This window comes from Providencia sp. PROV129, from assembly GCF_028482245.1.
Lineage (GTDB): Bacteria > Pseudomonadota > Gammaproteobacteria > Enterobacterales > Enterobacteriaceae > Providencia > Providencia vermicola.
On sequence record NZ_JAMPQD010000006.1, the window covers coordinates 148,253 to 164,222 of the forward strand.

Below are 15,970 nucleotides of genomic sequence, written 5' to 3' on the forward strand. Positions count from 1 at the left end.
TGGCAGCTTGGTGATAAGAGAAACACGCTGCCAATTCCAGTATGTTTAAAATGAATATAATGAACTGACGGACTCACCCAATTTTCTCGCTAATTCAGAAGATGCATACCTGTCCATCACCACTTCAATATAAGCCGCATGATCAGAAGATTGTGCCGTATTAATCGCAGCATCGAGTTCATGACAGCTGTTGACGCGTTGGCAATACCAATCTTCGCAACCTAATGCATGGGGCAACTGCGCATAATTCCATTGTGGCAAATCGTTGTAATAGGCCTCAGGATCTTTACAAAGTAACCTTTCGATTAAATAGCCATCATTATTAAGCACAAAAATTATCGGTTTTAAATTAAAGCGGGCAAATTGACTGATTTCTTGCGCGGTAAGCTGGTGTGATCCCTCACCAGTGACCAGAATGATACGGCGATTGGGCTCGGCAATCGCAGCACCAAAAGCGGCAGGTGTCGCCCAACCAATCGATCCCCATAAGGTTTGGTTATGGAACTGGGCATTTTTGGGTAGCAAAGCAAAGCCTAAGCCCATTGATGCAGTCCCTGTTTCGGCAATAATGATATCGTCTTCACGGAACAGGCTTTCGAGACGAGGATAAAGATATTCGGCTGTAATTTTATCTTGTTCATTTAGGAGGGGGGAACCTAACCCTTCGGCTTGGATTACTTTATGGTTTAACGTAGGCGCAAGCTTATTCAACTGGTCAAGCACATCATTCATATAGACTTGTGGATAAACAGCAGAGCCGACAATAACGTGGTCTGACAAAATATTAATACGGTTTTCACTGTTTATTTTTGCGGTAAAACTGCCTGAGTTAAAGTCAGTTAATACTGCGCCAATTCCGACTAAACAGTCACAGCTTTCGACAAAATCGGCAACTTTAGGGTTCATTAAGTGCCCATTATAGAGCCCAATATAAGTTGGGTTGGATTCGCTCAATACGCCCTTATCCATAAACATCGTGGTGTAAGGTAACGCTGTTTTATCAATCAGTGTTTGCACTTGCTGTGCAAGGCCTAAACGTGCGGTTAATATCCCTGGGACAAAACAGGCTTGAGTGGATGCGTTCAATTTCTCTAAGATAGCCGTTACTGCCGCAGACAGTGATCCGCTATTACTTTTAGGAATAGCGGGTTTGTCCACATTTTTATCTGCCATAACGGGCATAATGGCATAGTCCGAAGGGATGCCTAAGTAGACAGGGCGGCGTTCTTGTAAAGCGGTTGTGATTAAACGTTCAGTTTCAGCGATGCAGTTTTCAGGCGTTAAAACGGCATGAGCGCAGCTTAAATGTTGGCTCATTTGGTAAAATACATTAAAGTCACCATTGCCCAATGTGTGGTGGACTAATCGATGATTTTTTTGTACACCACTGGCAGGCATGCCGACGAGGTGAAAAATAGGTAAGTGTTCAGCATAAGCGCCAGCAATGCCATTTAAAGCGCTTAACTCCCCAACTCCAAAGGTGGTGGAAAGTGCAGCGACACCCTTTATACGAGCGTACCCATCGGCTGCATATGAGGCATTGAGTTCGTTACAATTACCAATCCAGCGCATCGACTTATTTTCACACACGGCGTCTTCAATTGGGAAAGCGTAATCCCCTGCGACGCCAAAAATATCGTTGATACCGATTTCTTGTAGACGATTCAAAACATATTCAATGACGGTCAGGTTCATTATATTGACTCCTATTAATTACATTAGATTATAATGTTGCTTAACATTATTTTTAGACTATATTTTTCTGAATAGGAAATCACTTATAATCATTCTAACTATAACTAAAAATCATAGGTGAGATATGGATATTCGTTCGTTACGTTATTTTGTTGAGGTGGTGCAACTCAATGGGTTTAGCCGTGCTGCTGAACAACTGTTTGTGACGCAACCTGCCATTAGCCGCAGTATTAAAAAGCTAGAGGATGAGCTGGGTTATACCTTGTTAATCAGGGAGAACGAAGGGGTCAGGTTGACGGATGAAGGGACGATTCTGTTGGCTCACGCAAAGCAAATTTTGGTGCAATTTAAAAGTATGGAACAGGCATTAAAAGAAAAATCAGGGCCACTAACGGGGGTTTTACCTGTTGGGTTACCCCCAGTGATTGCCTCAACCTATTTTGCTGACATCATTATGGCGTTCAGCTTGCGTTATCCCCAAGTGGAGTTAAAAATCCTGGAATTAGGAACGCGGAAGATGCGTGATGCCATGTTAAATGGCGAGGTAGAAACCGCGGCTGTCATGCTCCCATTTGACGATGAGCGCTTTGATCTAGATATTTTTTCGACAGATAGATTAATGTTATTGGTTAATGAGAAGCACCCCTTGGCAATGCGAGATAGCGTCAAGTTTGTTGAATTAATTAATGAGCCATTTATTTTCTTTTCTGATGATTTCCGGATTAATGAGCTTGTTATCAGTGCCTGCGGAATTTATGGCCATAAGCCTGTGATTTCAGGGCGCAGTAGCCATCTTGATTTAGTCACCGCGATGGTGAGGGCTGGTGTCGGGATAACACTGCTTCCAGATAGTATGTGGCGCAAAACGAGTTCAGCGGGGTTATCGATTATCCCTGTGATTGAGCCAATACTTGCCTATGATTTAGCCTTAGCCACGCTGAAAAATAACCAGCAGAGCCGCCGAGCTCAAGCGTGGCACGACTTGGCTTTGAATATGTTAAGAATAAATAGGAGATAAAAAAGGGCTTACATTAACGGATTGATACCAGTTTGGTCTTTCCCAAGAAGCCCTTAACTTTAGCGATTAATCAGGGATAAAATAGAATAAGCCCGAATACAGCAAAGACTGTAAGGTGCATCCATCCTTGAATAGGCGATGTTCTCTGCCCATTAAATGAAAGCATAGTAAGCAACATGGTAATCGCGAATAACGCTGTTTCTGCATTAGAAATTCCCATGATGACTTGTTTACCGGTAATAATCCCTATAATTAATACGGCTGGCACAGTTAAGCCAACAGTTGAGACAAAAGCACCTTGGCAAAGGTTTATCGCGCGTTGCATCTCGTTATTCATTGCCGCTTTTACGGCGGTGATAGACTCAGGTGTAAACACGATAATAGCAATCAGGACACCACCTACAGCAGCAGGCGCACCTAAGGCACTAATACCGTAATCAGTCACGATAGCTAAATAATGTGCAAGTAACACAATAGGTAGGATCAACCCAATTAACACACAAGAACGGATAATAATCACTTTTTTATTTGCCCCTGATTGAGGCGAATTGTTTTCGGTAGTTTTGTCTGTTAAATCAAATTGTTCTGGAATATTCATAAACCCTTTAGGGGGTTGAATGAAAAACCGACGGTGACCACGCATCTGCATCCACAAAAATGCCCCATAGATTAGAAGAGTGAGACCCGAAATGCCTATTGCCTGCGTATGGGAATACTCCCCTTGGAAGGAGGTATAATTGGGTAATACTAGGGCTAAACTGGTCAGCAACACAATCATTGAAAGGTAACTGTTTGCCCCTTGAGTATTGTATTCTTGCTCGCCATTTTTAGCCGACCCCGCTAGCAGACATATGCCTAAAACGAGGTTCATGATGATCATCATCACGGCGAATATGGAATCACGCCCTATGGTCGGAAAATCACCGGGTCCTAGCAGGACAGAGGCGATAAGAATAACCTCAATTAACACGATAGATAAGGTGAGGATCAACGTCCCGTACGGTTCACCGAGTTGTTCAGCTAAGTGGTCGGCCTCTTTAACCACGCCAAAAGATGCGGTAAGTATTGTCATAAATAGCAGCAAAAAAACCCAAGTTGCACGCAATGCAGACAGACCGTCATTGAGTAATGTATCGCCATTTAAGATAAAAAAAATGACGACTAGCCAAGAGCCAGCTAACCGACCCCAAGTCGTTAAAGGGATAAGTGGACTATTGAAACAGAAGTGACCCATAGTATTTACCTAAAAAGAAAGGGCCGTCCCTGTTGATGATACGTGTTTGAGGTCGTCCTCAAACCGATAGAATATAAATTATTGCCTACTATAGCACTCATTTATGAGCTTGCAACTAAGCTTTGCTTTGGCTGATAACGCCAGTGGGCATAAAAAATGATATTTCTCTATGACTAAATTGCGTGTCAAATAGTCATAGATATTCATTTATTAATGAGTTGCGAGTGTAATTCAATTGGTAAGTTAAATTGCAATTTTCCCTGAATAAACAAGGTACATTAAGAGTGTAAAATAGTTACACAGGAAATTGTTTTTGATTTAAATCACAAATGCAAAATATTGTTCATACATTAATAAATCAAAGGCGCTATTGTTAAATAAATGAAAATAAATTGTTTCTTTTGTTTGATAAGGGTGAGAAATGAGCACAGAAAAGTATGACTATATTATTGTTGGGGCGGGCTCAGCAGGCTGTGTGCTCGCCGCTCGTTTAATTCAAGAAACGCAAGCTCGCGTATTGCTTATCGAAGCCGGTGGCAGTGATAACCATCTATTTATTCGTATGCCTGCAGGTGTGGCGAAAATTATCGCCCAAAAAAGCTGGCCTTATGAAACTGAACCGGAACCTCATGCTAACAACCGCAAAATGCAAATTGCTCAAGGGAAAGTATTGGGAGGAAGCAGCTCGGTAAATGGTATGATTTATATCCGAGGCCAAAAACAAGATTATGATAATTGGGCGCTAAATTACGGCTGTGAAGGTTGGGGATATGAGGATGTATTGCCATGGTTCAAAAAAGCGGAACGTAATGAAAGCCTGACGGGGGAATATCATGGGACGCAAGGCCCACTCCCAGTGAGTGAAAACCGATATCGCCATCCATTATCAATGGCATTTATTCGTGCAGCACAAGAACATGGCCTGCCTTATGTCAATGACCTTAACGGAGAAAGCCAGCAAGGAACCAGCTTTTACCAGACAACAACGCATAATGGAGAAAGAGCCAGTACATCAAAAACCTATTTAAAATCAGTGGAAAAGAGTGATAAATTGACATTAAAGCTTGGTACCCAAGTGAACCGGGTTATCATTCGTGATGGGTGTGCTGTCGGTGTTGCCTATCAAGGGAAAAATGGCCATGAGATTGAGGCAATCGCCACTCATGAAGTGTTGGTCTGTTCTGGCGCGATGGGCTCAGCAAAATTATTAATGTTGTCAGGGATAGGGCCTGAAGAGCACCTGTCTTCCCTTGGTATTAATACCCTTGCTAACTTACCCGTTGGCAAAAATTTTCATGACCACCTACATATGTCAATTAACGTCACCACTAAGCAACCGATAAGCTTATTTGGCGCAGACCAAGGGTTAAATGCGATTAAACATGGTGTGGAGTGGATGGTATTTCGCAGTGGGTTACTTACCTCTAACGTTTTAGAAGGCGCTGCATTTAAAGACAGCTGCAACCAAGGTCGCCCTGATGTGCAAATTCACTTTTTACCGATTTTAGACAGTTGGGATGATGTTCCTGGTGAGCCTCTGCCAGCTGCCCACGGGTTTTCTTTAAAGGTCGGGTACCTACAGCCTAAGTCACGTGGTGAAGTTTTATTACGTAGCGCAGACCCACAAGCACCGCTAAAAATTCACGCTAATTATCTTGCATCACCTGAAGATATGGAAGGTTGCAAGCGTGCGGTTAAATTTGGGCTGGAAGTATTAGATTCCCCTTCATTACAAGCGCTAAGCAAAGAGGTTTTAATGCCTCCGAGCTCTGTACGCCATGATGAAGCCCAACTTGAAGAGTTTGTGCGGAATTTCTGTAAAACAGTTTACCATCCTGTAGGAACCTGTCGCATGGGAACGGACCCTACAACGTCAGTGACTGATCTACGGTTGCGGGTGCATGGTATTGATCATTTACGTGTTGTAGATTGCTCCGTAATGCCTGAAATTCCAAGCGGTAATACCAATGCACCGACTATTATGATTGCAGAACGTGCCGCAGCGATGATTATTGAAGATAGGAAATAACCACCGTTAGGTATAACAAAACGACTCTGGCAATTTAAGACGCTCTGAATATTGCGAATTGTTCAGAGTGCCATTCGATACCAATATGGATAACTGGCTATTTAATATATGCGGCCCATTGGGCACAGTTTTTGGGTTTAGTTGGACATTGGCAACATTGCCAACTATTCCACTGCAAAAAGCACTCTGCAAAAAGCACTGCCTGATATGGGGGAAGTTTATTACCACCACGGCAATACTGTCAGCTTCTTTGAAGCCAGACAAACCGGTGAAGATCCAAAACATCCCGTCGGGGATGGAGCTGGCACTGTTCGCACCCGTTGGCGTATGAATGGCAACTATAAATTTTACTTAGTTCCTGATATTGCCAATAAATTAAACGGTCAGTTAGAACAAGACCAAAAAAAGTAGTGTGTTTATTGATGGCAAACCTGCGGCTAGAACAGGTGATGCTGTCAGCTGCAGTGGGGTGTTAATTGGTAATTCATCGGTAAAAATCGGCTAAGATAAAAAATTATGAGGGATTTATTGTGTTTTTAAAAAAAACTAATGACAGGGCAGTACTCACTTGCTGTTACATTTTGGCTGGGATGGGTTGTACCAATAATCGTTGTTGCGTTCATGATATCGCAAGTTTTTGAACGAGGTTTTTTAAATGGATATTCTATTCTTAATCCGATGGTTGGGTTATTTATTATCAGAACAGCAATTACAGGGGGGATATTCTTTGCCCTTATTGCATTGTTGCGAAAGAAAGTCAGTTTTTGGCGAGTGATTGCTTTTTTAGTTATATCTATTGAATTGATAATTAGCCTTCATTTCTTCGTCGTGGGTTTGAATGTTCTCTTATATCCAATCTGACTTTTAATAAAATGATCGTTTTGATGTGTTGAGTAGCGATCGTTTTTTCAAGGTTAATATAAGTTGTACTCAGTCGCATACTCATTTAACTATGAGCTTTTATGAAACTTCGTGAGATAAAAAACAGCATAAAACCAAGTTGATACCATGAGTTTTTATGCTGTTTTATTATGGTGTGATACTTTATAAAACAGTGTGAACTAGATTGTAGGGCTACACATTAAACAAGAAGTTTAATACATCGCCATCTTTAACGATGTAATCTTTCCCTTCAGCACGCATTTTACCTGCTTCTTTGGCACCTTGCTCACCACGGTATTGGATAAAATCATCGAATGCGATGGTTTGAGCACGAATAAAGCCTTTTTCGAAGTCAGTATGGATTTTGCCTGCCGCCTGTGGTGCAGTTGCGCCCACAGGGATTGTCCATGCACGAACCTCTTTAACACCCGCAGTGAAGTAGGTTTGCAGATTAAGTAATTCATAACCTGCACGAATAACACGGTTTAAGCCTGGCTCTTCGATGCCTAAATCTGCCATAAATTCGTCGCGTTCTTCGTCATCTAACTCAGCGATATCAGATTCGATAGCAGCGCACACAGGCACAACTACAGAGCCTTCGGCTTGAGCAATTTCATACACTTTGTCTAAGAACGGGTTATTTTCAAAACCATCTTCGTTGACGTTTGCGATATACATGGTTGGTTTTAACGTTAAAAAGCTTAAATAGCGGATTGCTGCTTTATCTTCTGTGGTTAAATCCAAGGTACGCAGCATGCCAGCTTGCTCTAAATGTGGCAGACATTTTTCTAATGCTTCCAATTCAGCTTTTGCGTCTTTATCGCCACCTTTAGCGCGTTTTTGTACGCGGTGGATAGCACGTTCGCAGGTATCAAGATCCGCCAAGGCTAATTCAGTATTGATAACATCAATATCTTCAGCTGGGTTAACTTGGCCAGCGACGTGGATGATATTGTCGTTTTCAAAACAACGCACTACGTGGCCGATAGCTTCGGTTTCACGGATGTTAGTTAAGAACTGGTTACCCAGACCTTCGCCTTTAGATGCGCCTTTTACCAAACCTGCGATGTCTACGAATTCCATGGTGGTTGGTAAAATTCGCTGTGGCTTCACAATTTCAGCTAATTGATCAAGACGTGGGTCTGGCATTGGCACAACACCCGTGTTTGGTTCAATTGTACAGAAAGGGAAGTTGGCTGCTTCGATGCCGGCTTTGGTCAATGCATTAAATAATGTGGATTTACCCACGTTTGGCAGACCAACGATACCGCATTTAAAACCCATATGTTTCTCACCTTAAATAGCGAGGGGCAGGCGAGTGCTGCACCCAATGTTTAGAAATTGGCGCTGATTATACACAAAAAGTCGATTTTGATGAAATGAACTCTTATGCAGACGCTTTAAAGCTATGTAAACGGTTTATCGCTTTGTCCATTCCATCCGATAATAGAATGTCAGTACACCTTACTGCTTCGTCAATGGCATCATCAATCAGTTTTTGCTCAGACAGCGGTGGCTTACCTAAAACGAAACCAACAACCTTGTTTTTATCGCCTGGATGGCCAATACCGATGCGTAAGCGGTAAAAGTTTGGGTTATTGGCGAATTTGCTTTGAATGTCTTTCAACCCGTTATGGCCCCCATTGCTACCACCAAGCTTCATTTTTGCTACACCAGGTGGAATATCAAGCTCATCGTGGGCAACTAAAATTTCATCAAGGTTAATACGATAAAAGTTCGCCATTGCCGCGACGGCTTTTCCACTGAGGTTCATAAAGGTGGTTGGCACCAATAAGCGGATATCATTACCGCTAAGATTAATGCGTGCGGTATAGCCGAAAAATTTCGGTTCTTCTTTTAGGGGTTGATTGTGGCGCTGTGCCAGTAAATCAACATACCATGCCCCTGCGTTGTGGCGGGTTTGTGCGTATTCAGCCCCCGGATTTGCAAGGCCAACAATTAATTTAATTTTGCTCACGGCGACTATTTCACTGTCAGTTTATGGAATTAATCACCTAGTTTACCTTGTGAAGGGGAGGATGTACAAAAATCAGATAAAAAACATCACGATGATTATAGTTGCCATATGAACTATTCGTTTTTTATGTTTTTTTGATAAAAAGCACTTTATGTTTAGATATTATTGTTAACTTCGTACCTTGTGATGCCTATCGCAAAAAATTTTACTTAATGCACTATAATTCTTACATAAATATAAAGAACCACCGAATTTATTTACAGTTGCTTGCTTATCAGTTCACTGATACTGGAGGTAGATATGAAACGGAAAAGTGCTCATATAATTGGTAATGTTCTCATGGGGTTAGGAATGGTCATGATGATTGGAAGCATTGGTGTTAACCTATTTGCCCATGTCATCAACTTTGGTCTATCAGAGCTTGTCACTAACGGCTCACTCTTCGGAATTTTCGTGGGTGCAATGGTATGGTTAGTGGGAGCGAGAGTCGGTGGACGTGAAAAAGTGGCTGACCGCTATTGGGTCTTAAAACATTACTCACGTAAAGATAATCACCGTTATCCATAATTATTCTTCTTATTAATTAAGTTAGTAATAATTATAGATGATAGATGGCTGGGTGATAGTCAGTGCTTTTAATAGCGAAGTCGCCTAGCTACATAGGTTTTGTTTGTTTTTTCAAAGAAGTTGGTTATTTTTATGGCGTATAGGTTGTGTGAGTAGGAAATAGCCATAGAAATAGGTATCTGTCGTTATAAACCCTCTGAAATCATAAAGCCCCTACAGATAACTGCAGGGGCTTAATTTTTAGTTGTGATATTCTATCACCGTTGAAACATTAATTACTCAAAAGGGGCATTAATGCTCGAACATTGCTGAGATAGACTCTTCGTTGCTAATGCGACGAATAGCTTCAGCCAGCATACCTGACAAGGTCAAAGTGCGAACGTTGCTCAGCGCTTTGATTTCAGGAGATAGTGGAATAGTGTCACAAACAATGACTTCATCAATGACTGAATTTTTGATGTTGTCTACAGCATTGCCTGAGAAAATCGGGTGAGTTGCGTATGCGAACACACGTTTAGCACCGCGTTCTTTCAGCGCTTCAGCCGCTTTACACAGCGTACCACCGGTATCAATCATATCGTCAACTAAGATGCAATCACGACCTGAAACATCACCAATAATGTGCATAACTTGAGAAACGTTTGCACGAGGGCGACGTTTATCAATGATTGCCATGTCAGTGTCATTCAGGAGTTTTGCGATAGCTCTAGCACGTACCACGCCGCCGATGTCTGGAGATACAACGATTGGGTTTTCCAAGTTTTTCTGAAGCATATCTTCCAGAAGAATTGGGCTACCGAATACATTATCAACAGGCACATCAAAGAAGCCCTGGATCTGCTCTGCGTGAAGGTCAACCGTGAGAACACGGTCAACACCAACACTGGACAGAAAATCGGCAACAACTTTAGCGGTGATTGGTACACGGGCAGAACGTACGCGACGATCCTGTCTTGCATAACCGAAGTAAGGGATAACAGCGGTAATACGACCAGCAGATGCACGGCGCAGGGCATCGACCATAACAACCAGTTCCATTAAGTTGTCATTAGTTGGTGCACAAGTTGACTGGATGATAAAAATATCACCACCGCGAACATTTTCATTAATTTGAACACTGACTTCGCCGTCGCTAAAACGACCAACAGCCGCGTCTCCAAGATTAGTGTAAAGGCGGTTAGCAACACGTTGTGCTAGTTCCGGTGTAGCGTTACCAGCAAAAAGCTTCATATCGGGCACGAGAAAAACCTCAGGCTTGCGTCCAGAGAGATATTGTTGACCAAGAGCAATGAGCGTTGTTTCATTACTTATTGGTGCAATACACGGGTTATCCCAGCGCGGAAATTGTGCAGTGGGGATACGTTAACGCCTCGAGCGACGAACCCTTGCACCCACGATGGGGCTTTATTTAACACCTTAAGGGCATCCGCTTGTGTTTCAAATTCAGAAAAAACACATGCGCCTGTTCCTGTTAGGCGAGACGGAGCATATTCTAACAGCCAAGAAACAAGCTGTTCAACCTCACGAAAACGTTTTCTTGCGATTGGTTCGCAGTCATTTGCGTACGGAGCCAGTAATAATGCGGCTAGGGAGCGTTTTGGAGAATTTCGATTTAATTTTGGATCTGTGAAGATCATCGGGGTTGATATTTCAATTCCGGGATGAGCAACCAGATACCATTTCTCTTGAGGGGAAGCTTTGGTTAATATTTCACCGATTCCTTCAGCGAACGCTGCATGGCCTCGAACAAAGACAGGCACATCCGCGCCGAGAGTTTTGCCTAGTTCAGCAAGAACCTCATCGGAGATTTGTGTTTTCCAGTGCTCATTAAGCGCAATTAATGTGGTTGCAGCATTGGATGAACCGCCACCAATTCCTCCTCCCATAGGCAGAATTTTATCGATAGCGATATCAGCACCAAGGGGCTTGGTGCAGTTGAGCGTTTCACGGCAATAGCGTTGTAATAATGTTGCAGCCCGCAAAATCAAGTTTTTTTCAGGGGGAACGCCCGCCATTTGCGTGAGCAAATTCAATTGGTCATCATGGCGTGTTGTTATTGTGATTTCGTCGCCATACTCCAAAAATTGAAACAGTGTTTGTAATTCATGATAACCATCGGGGCGCTGGCCAGTAATATACAAAAATAAATTTAATTTAGCGGGGGAAGGCCAGGTTAATGTCATTTTTTCAGTGTCCAGCTGTCCATTTTCAGTTTAATTAATCGTCCACCTTGGCGTAGTTCAAGGTAATTTGGCAGCATAGGTGAGGTTTTAGTATCATAAGAAATATAATCTAACACCCATTTTTCCCCATTTTGTTCAAACGTCACATTTTTCAATAAGTGATTTTCATCTAAGGTGAAATTCGTAGCCCGTCCTGGCGAGCCGACTAACCAAGCCGTTAAGTCATCTAGAGGGATTTCCATTCCAGTCAGTTGATAAATTAGCTCGCTAGGTACATCACTCATGTGAGTTTGCCCATCCTTGGTGGTTAAACGTGCCAAATCGGGCTCAACGGTGAGCTCTAATTCACGGCTGCCAAGTGGGTTAGTCAACAATAAACGATATTTTTCTGGTGTATATTGTTGCCAGAAAAATTTTGCATACGTTTTAGTTTCGCCGCCATTATACGCAAACGAGCCGCGTGTTTGGTAATCACGTAGTTGGTTCAATGCTTGCTGGTGGGCTTTCCATTGTGCATCAGACGCTGAACCTGTGCCTTTCGTGGTATTTTGTGACGTAGTGACACAAGCGGTTAATAGAAGGCAAGAGAGTGGCAAGAGGCGTATAAAGCCCTTAACAGGTAAAGCGAACGACAAAACTTGGGTTAATTGCATAATCAATCTCAATGTTTTAGGGCACAGATAACATCATGAATTAGAGCGAATTGCGCTAGGTTGTAAATAAGATAACGTATTGATGAGCAAAATTGTGCGCTAATCTGGTGATTGGATCAATCAGAATAGGGTTATTTGCCTAAAGTTGGCCTAAAGTTGATTAAAGTGATTGGGGATAGCCATTTGCTTTCTGTGCGAAATAATTGCATTCTTTATGCATGTTATTGTAGTCGTTAGCATTGTGATTAATAATTTGCTAACAATAAAAATCAGAGAGGTTAGTGATTGCTTTCATCAGGAAAAATAATCGTTAAAACTATTTTTTTCATTTATTTTTTGGGATGGGTCATCTTTCTGAATGATAGAACCTTGTGAGGCATAGAAAGCGTCGCGAGGATCATCTACAATAGGCAAATATAAATAGCAGTAATGCACTATTCATTAATGAGTATAGCGTTACTGAAAGAATAATTAGCAATGTGAGCAAGTCGTAAAGCGCAATGACCTTATTAGCCTTAGGCATCAATCATAAAACAGCACCAGTAGCCCTGCGTGAGCGGGTGACATTTGGTCCTGAAAAAATCGACCATGCACTTGAGGATCTTCTTAAACAACCTCAAGTGAATGGCGGCGTTGTGCTGTCTACGTGTAATAGAACTGAGCTGTATTTGAGCCTTGAGTCACAAGACAAAGCGCAAGAACAGCTTATTAAGTGGTTGTGTGATTTTCACGAAATTACTGCCAAAGATTTACAACCTAGCCTGTATTGGCACCAAGACTCCCAGGCAGTGAGCCACTTAATGAGAGTCGCAAGTGGCCTCGATTCTTTGGTTTTAGGCGAACCGCAAATTCTCGGACAGGTGAAAAAGGCGTTTGCACTTTCACAAGATAGCCATTCGTTATCCCGTGAATTAGAGCGCCTATTCCAAAAATCGTTCTCTGTCGCAAAACGCGTGCGGACAGAAACGGATATTGGCGCTAATGCAGTTTCTGTTGCTTTTGCTGCGTGTACATTGGCGCGTCAAATCTTTGAGTCACTCAAACATTTGAATATTTTGTTAGTTGGTGCAGGGGAAACTATTGAGTTAGTCGCTCGCCATTTGCGTGAGCACGGTGTGCAAAAAATGATGATAGCCAACCGAACCCGTGAACGTGCAGAGTTGTTAGCTAATGAAGTTAATGCACAAGTGATTTCATTAGCGGATATTGATAACCGTTTAGCTGAAGCTGATATAGTGATTAGTTCGACAGCGAGCCCGCTGCCTATCATTGGTAAAGGTATGGTAGAGCGGGCAATGAAAGTTCGCCGCAGTAAGCCAATGTTGTTAATCGATATTGCCGTCCCTCGGGATATTGAACAAGATGTTGAAAAACTTCGTGACGTGTATTTGTATACCGTTGATGACCTTGAGTCCATTATTGCGCAAAATTTAGCGCAGCGTAAAGCAGCAGCGGTCGAAGCGGAGTTTATTGTTGAACAAGAAAGCAGCCATTTTATGGATTGGTTGCGTTCACAAGCCGCAGTGTCTACAATTCGCGATTACCGAGAGCAAGCTGAAGCAATTCGAGCGAATATGGCCGAAAAAGCTTTAGCGGCTGTTCGACAAGGCGCTGACCCTGAGCAAGTGATTATGCAGTTATCGCAACAACTTACCAACCGCCTTATTCACGCTCCGACCAAATCGCTGCAACAAGCAGCGGGAAATGGTGATGTTGAGCGTCTAAATCTACTTAGGGACAGCTTAGGGCTGGACCATCAATAACCACTTTTTAATCATAGGTCTTATATAACGAATGAAGCCTTCTATTGTCGCAAAACTAGAAGCATTACAAGAACGCTACGAAGAAATCGAAGCGCACCTTGCAGATGCAGGTGTGATTGCCGATCAAGACCGTTTTCGTGCTTTATCAAAAGAATATGCTCAATTATCTGATGTGGCAAAATGCTTTAACGCATGGCGCACAGTACAGGACGATATTGAAACCGCGCAAATGCTGTTAGACGATCCTGAAATGAAAGAAATGGCTCAAGAAGAGCTAAAAGAAGCAAAAACGCGCAATGAAGAGCTCGAACAACAACTGCAATTGTTGTTACTTCCAAAAGATCCTGATGACGAATATAACTGTTTCGTGGAAATCCGTGCGGGTGCAGGTGGCGATGAAGCCGCGATTTTTGCTGGCGATTTATTCCGCATGTACAGTCGGTATGCAGAAAATAACCGCTGGCGCGTTGAATTAATGAGCACCAGTGATGGTGAACATGGCGGCTATAAAGAAGTTATCGCTAAAATTTCGGGCGATAGTGTATACGGACGTTTAAAATTTGAATCTGGCGGGCACCGTGTTCAGCGCGTCCCTGAAACCGAATCACAAGGGCGTATTCACACATCTGCGTGTACTATTGCCATTTTACCTGAATTGCCTGAAGCGGAGTTACCTGACATCAGCCCTGCGGATTTACGTATTGATACTTTCCGTTCATCAGGAGCGGGTGGGCAGCACGTTAATACCACCGACTCGGCAATTCGTATTACTCACCTTCCAACAGGGATTGTGGTGGAGTGCCAAGACGAACGTTCACAACATAAAAACAAAGCGAAAGCGATGTCAGTGTTAGGTGCGCGTATTCGCCAAGCCGAAATGGATAAACGTCACGCAGCGGAAGCCTCTGAGCGCCGTAACTTGCTAGGCTCGGGGGATCGTTCAGATCGTATCCGTACCTATAACTTCCCGCAAGGGCGTGTTACGGATCACCGCATTAACTTGACGTTATACCGTTTGGATGAAGTGATGGAAGGGAAATTAGATGCCTTAATACAACCTATCATCAACGAATACCAAGCAGACCAACTTTCTGCACTATCCGAGCAGGAATAATGCGGTATAGCGAATGGCTAAAGCAGGCAGTCAGCCGACTGTCTGCAAGCGATAGCGCAAAGCGGGATGCTGAAATTCTGCTTGAACATGTGACGGGGCGCAGCCGTACCTACCTTTTTGCTTTTAGTGAAACACCGCTGACCGCATTGGAACAGCAACAGGCTGAGCAGCTATTGCAGCGCCGTGAAAAAGGTGAACCAATAGCCTATATTATTGGCGAGCGCGAGTTTTGGTCGCTACCACTTTATGTTTCACCTGCCACATTAATTCCAAGACCAGACACCGAATGTTTGGTTGAACAAGCCTTAAAACGTTTAACAAATCAACCTTGTCATTTATTGGATTTAGGCACAGGAACAGGGGCAATTGCATTAGCGCTAGCCTCTGAGCTGCCAAGTAGCCAAGTTATTGGCATTGACTTTAATCCAGAAGCCGTATTATTAGCTCAACGAAATCAACAACGTTTGAATATTGCTAACGTCCAATTTATGCAAAGTGATTGGTTTGCTTCCTTATCATTTCAACAATTTGATATGATTATGAGTAACCCACCTTATATTGACGAAAATGATAAGCATCTCAGTGAAGGTGATGTGCGATTTGAACCAGCAACGGCATTAATTGCAAAAAATGAAGGATTGGCTGATTTAGCACATATTATTGATAAATCAAAAAACTACCTTAAACATCAAGGTTGGTTACTTCTCGAGCATGGCTGGACACAAGGTTCGGCTGTGCGTGATTTATTTGCAATACATGGGTACACCCAAATTGAGACGTGTCTCGATTACGGTGGGCAAGAAAGAATTTCACTCGGTCAATGGAATGGCTAAGTGGGCACAGTAGTAGGAATG

General features: G+C 42.8%; 14 protein-coding genes and 1 pseudogene. 8 read left to right on the forward strand and 7 right to left on the reverse strand.

What is annotated here, in order from left to right:
• Positions 1–45 precede the first annotated feature (45 nt).
• Positions 46–1,695, reverse strand: a complete 1,650-nt coding sequence (locus tag PSF27_RS03535) for an alpha-keto acid decarboxylase family protein (protein ID WP_272680874.1) — start codon at positions 1,693–1,695, stop codon at positions 46–48.
• Positions 1,696–1,819: 124 nt separating this feature from the next.
• Between PSF27_RS03535 and PSF27_RS03540 the strand changes: the two genes are divergently transcribed.
• Complete coding sequence (locus PSF27_RS03540) at positions 1,820–2,713, forward strand: LysR family transcriptional regulator (RefSeq protein WP_272680875.1); 894 nt, start codon at positions 1,820–1,822, stop codon at positions 2,711–2,713.
• Between the two features lie 70 nt (positions 2,714–2,783).
• On the opposite strand, the gene PSF27_RS03545 is transcribed toward PSF27_RS03540, so the two are convergent.
• Positions 2,784–3,947, reverse strand: coding sequence for a calcium:proton antiporter (locus tag PSF27_RS03545; RefSeq protein WP_272680876.1), 1,164 nt, complete (start codon positions 3,945–3,947; stop codon positions 2,784–2,786).
• Positions 3,948–4,368: 421 nt separating this feature from the next.
• Here PSF27_RS03545 and PSF27_RS03550 point away from each other — a divergent pair, with 421 nt between their 5' ends.
• From PSF27_RS03550 to PSF27_RS03560, 3 genes and pseudogenes are all read left to right on the forward strand, one after another.
• Positions 4,369–5,976 (forward strand): GMC family oxidoreductase, encoded by a 1,608-nt coding sequence (locus tag PSF27_RS03550; protein WP_272680877.1) that lies wholly within the window; start codon positions 4,369–4,371, stop codon positions 5,974–5,976.
• Between the two features lie 141 nt (positions 5,977–6,117).
• On the forward strand, positions 6,118–6,387 hold the full coding sequence (locus PSF27_RS03555; RefSeq protein ID WP_272680878.1) for a hypothetical protein: 270 nt from the start codon (positions 6,118–6,120) through the stop codon (positions 6,385–6,387).
• Positions 6,383–6,481 (forward strand): annotated as a pseudogene (locus PSF27_RS03560) (PAAR domain-containing protein); the annotation flags it as partial. The gene PSF27_RS03555 and the pseudogene PSF27_RS03560, both read left to right, overlap by 5 nt.
• 569 nt (positions 6,482–7,050) lie before the next feature.
• Here PSF27_RS03560 and ychF read toward each other — a convergent pair.
• Positions 7,051–8,142, reverse strand: coding sequence for a redox-regulated ATPase YchF (ychF, locus tag PSF27_RS03565; protein ID WP_206084121.1), 1,092 nt, complete (start codon positions 8,140–8,142; stop codon positions 7,051–7,053).
• Positions 8,143–8,245: 103 nt separating this feature from the next.
• Entirely contained in the window at positions 8,246–8,836 is a 591-nt protein-coding gene (gene pth, locus PSF27_RS03570) for an aminoacyl-tRNA hydrolase (protein WP_206084122.1), read from the reverse strand.
• A gap of 300 nt (positions 8,837–9,136) precedes the next feature.
• Between pth and ychH the strand changes: the two genes are divergently transcribed.
• Positions 9,137–9,403 (forward strand): stress-induced protein YchH, encoded by a 267-nt coding sequence (gene ychH, locus PSF27_RS03575; RefSeq protein ID WP_206084123.1) that lies wholly within the window; start codon positions 9,137–9,139, stop codon positions 9,401–9,403.
• Positions 9,404–9,694: 291 nt separating this feature from the next.
• Here ychH and prs read toward each other — a convergent pair whose 3' ends face one another.
• The 3 genes from prs to lolB form a co-directional block, all read right to left on the reverse strand.
• Positions 9,695–10,642, reverse strand: coding sequence for a ribose-phosphate diphosphokinase (prs, locus tag PSF27_RS03580; protein WP_004910604.1), 948 nt, complete (start codon positions 10,640–10,642; stop codon positions 9,695–9,697).
• 68 nt (positions 10,643–10,710) lie between these two features.
• Entirely contained in the window at positions 10,711–11,586 is an 876-nt protein-coding gene (gene ispE, locus PSF27_RS03585; RefSeq protein WP_272680879.1) for a 4-(cytidine 5'-diphospho)-2-C-methyl-D-erythritol kinase, read from the reverse strand.
• Positions 11,583–12,239, reverse strand: a complete 657-nt coding sequence (gene lolB, locus PSF27_RS03590; protein ID WP_206084125.1) for a lipoprotein insertase outer membrane protein LolB — start codon at positions 12,237–12,239, stop codon at positions 11,583–11,585. The genes ispE and lolB overlap by 4 nt, the downstream gene beginning before the upstream one ends.
• A gap of 500 nt (positions 12,240–12,739) precedes the next feature.
• Here lolB and hemA point away from each other — a divergent pair, with 500 nt between their 5' ends.
• The 3 genes from hemA to prmC are packed head-to-tail and all read left to right on the forward strand — an operon-like array spanning position 12,740 to position 15,949.
• The gene (gene hemA, locus PSF27_RS03595; protein ID WP_206084126.1) at positions 12,740–14,002 is read left to right on the forward strand and encodes a glutamyl-tRNA reductase; all 1,263 of its coding nucleotides are present in this window, start codon (positions 12,740–12,742) and stop codon (positions 14,000–14,002) included.
• A gap of 31 nt (positions 14,003–14,033) precedes the next feature.
• Positions 14,034–15,116, forward strand: a complete 1,083-nt coding sequence (gene prfA, locus PSF27_RS03600) for a peptide chain release factor 1 (protein ID WP_206084127.1) — start codon at positions 14,034–14,036, stop codon at positions 15,114–15,116.
• A complete protein-coding gene (prmC, locus tag PSF27_RS03605; RefSeq protein ID WP_272680880.1) occupies positions 15,116–15,949 on the forward strand; it encodes a peptide chain release factor N(5)-glutamine methyltransferase in 834 nt (277 codons plus the stop codon). Before prfA ends, prmC begins: the two co-directional genes overlap by 1 nt.
• Positions 15,950–15,970: the final 21 nt, after the last annotated feature.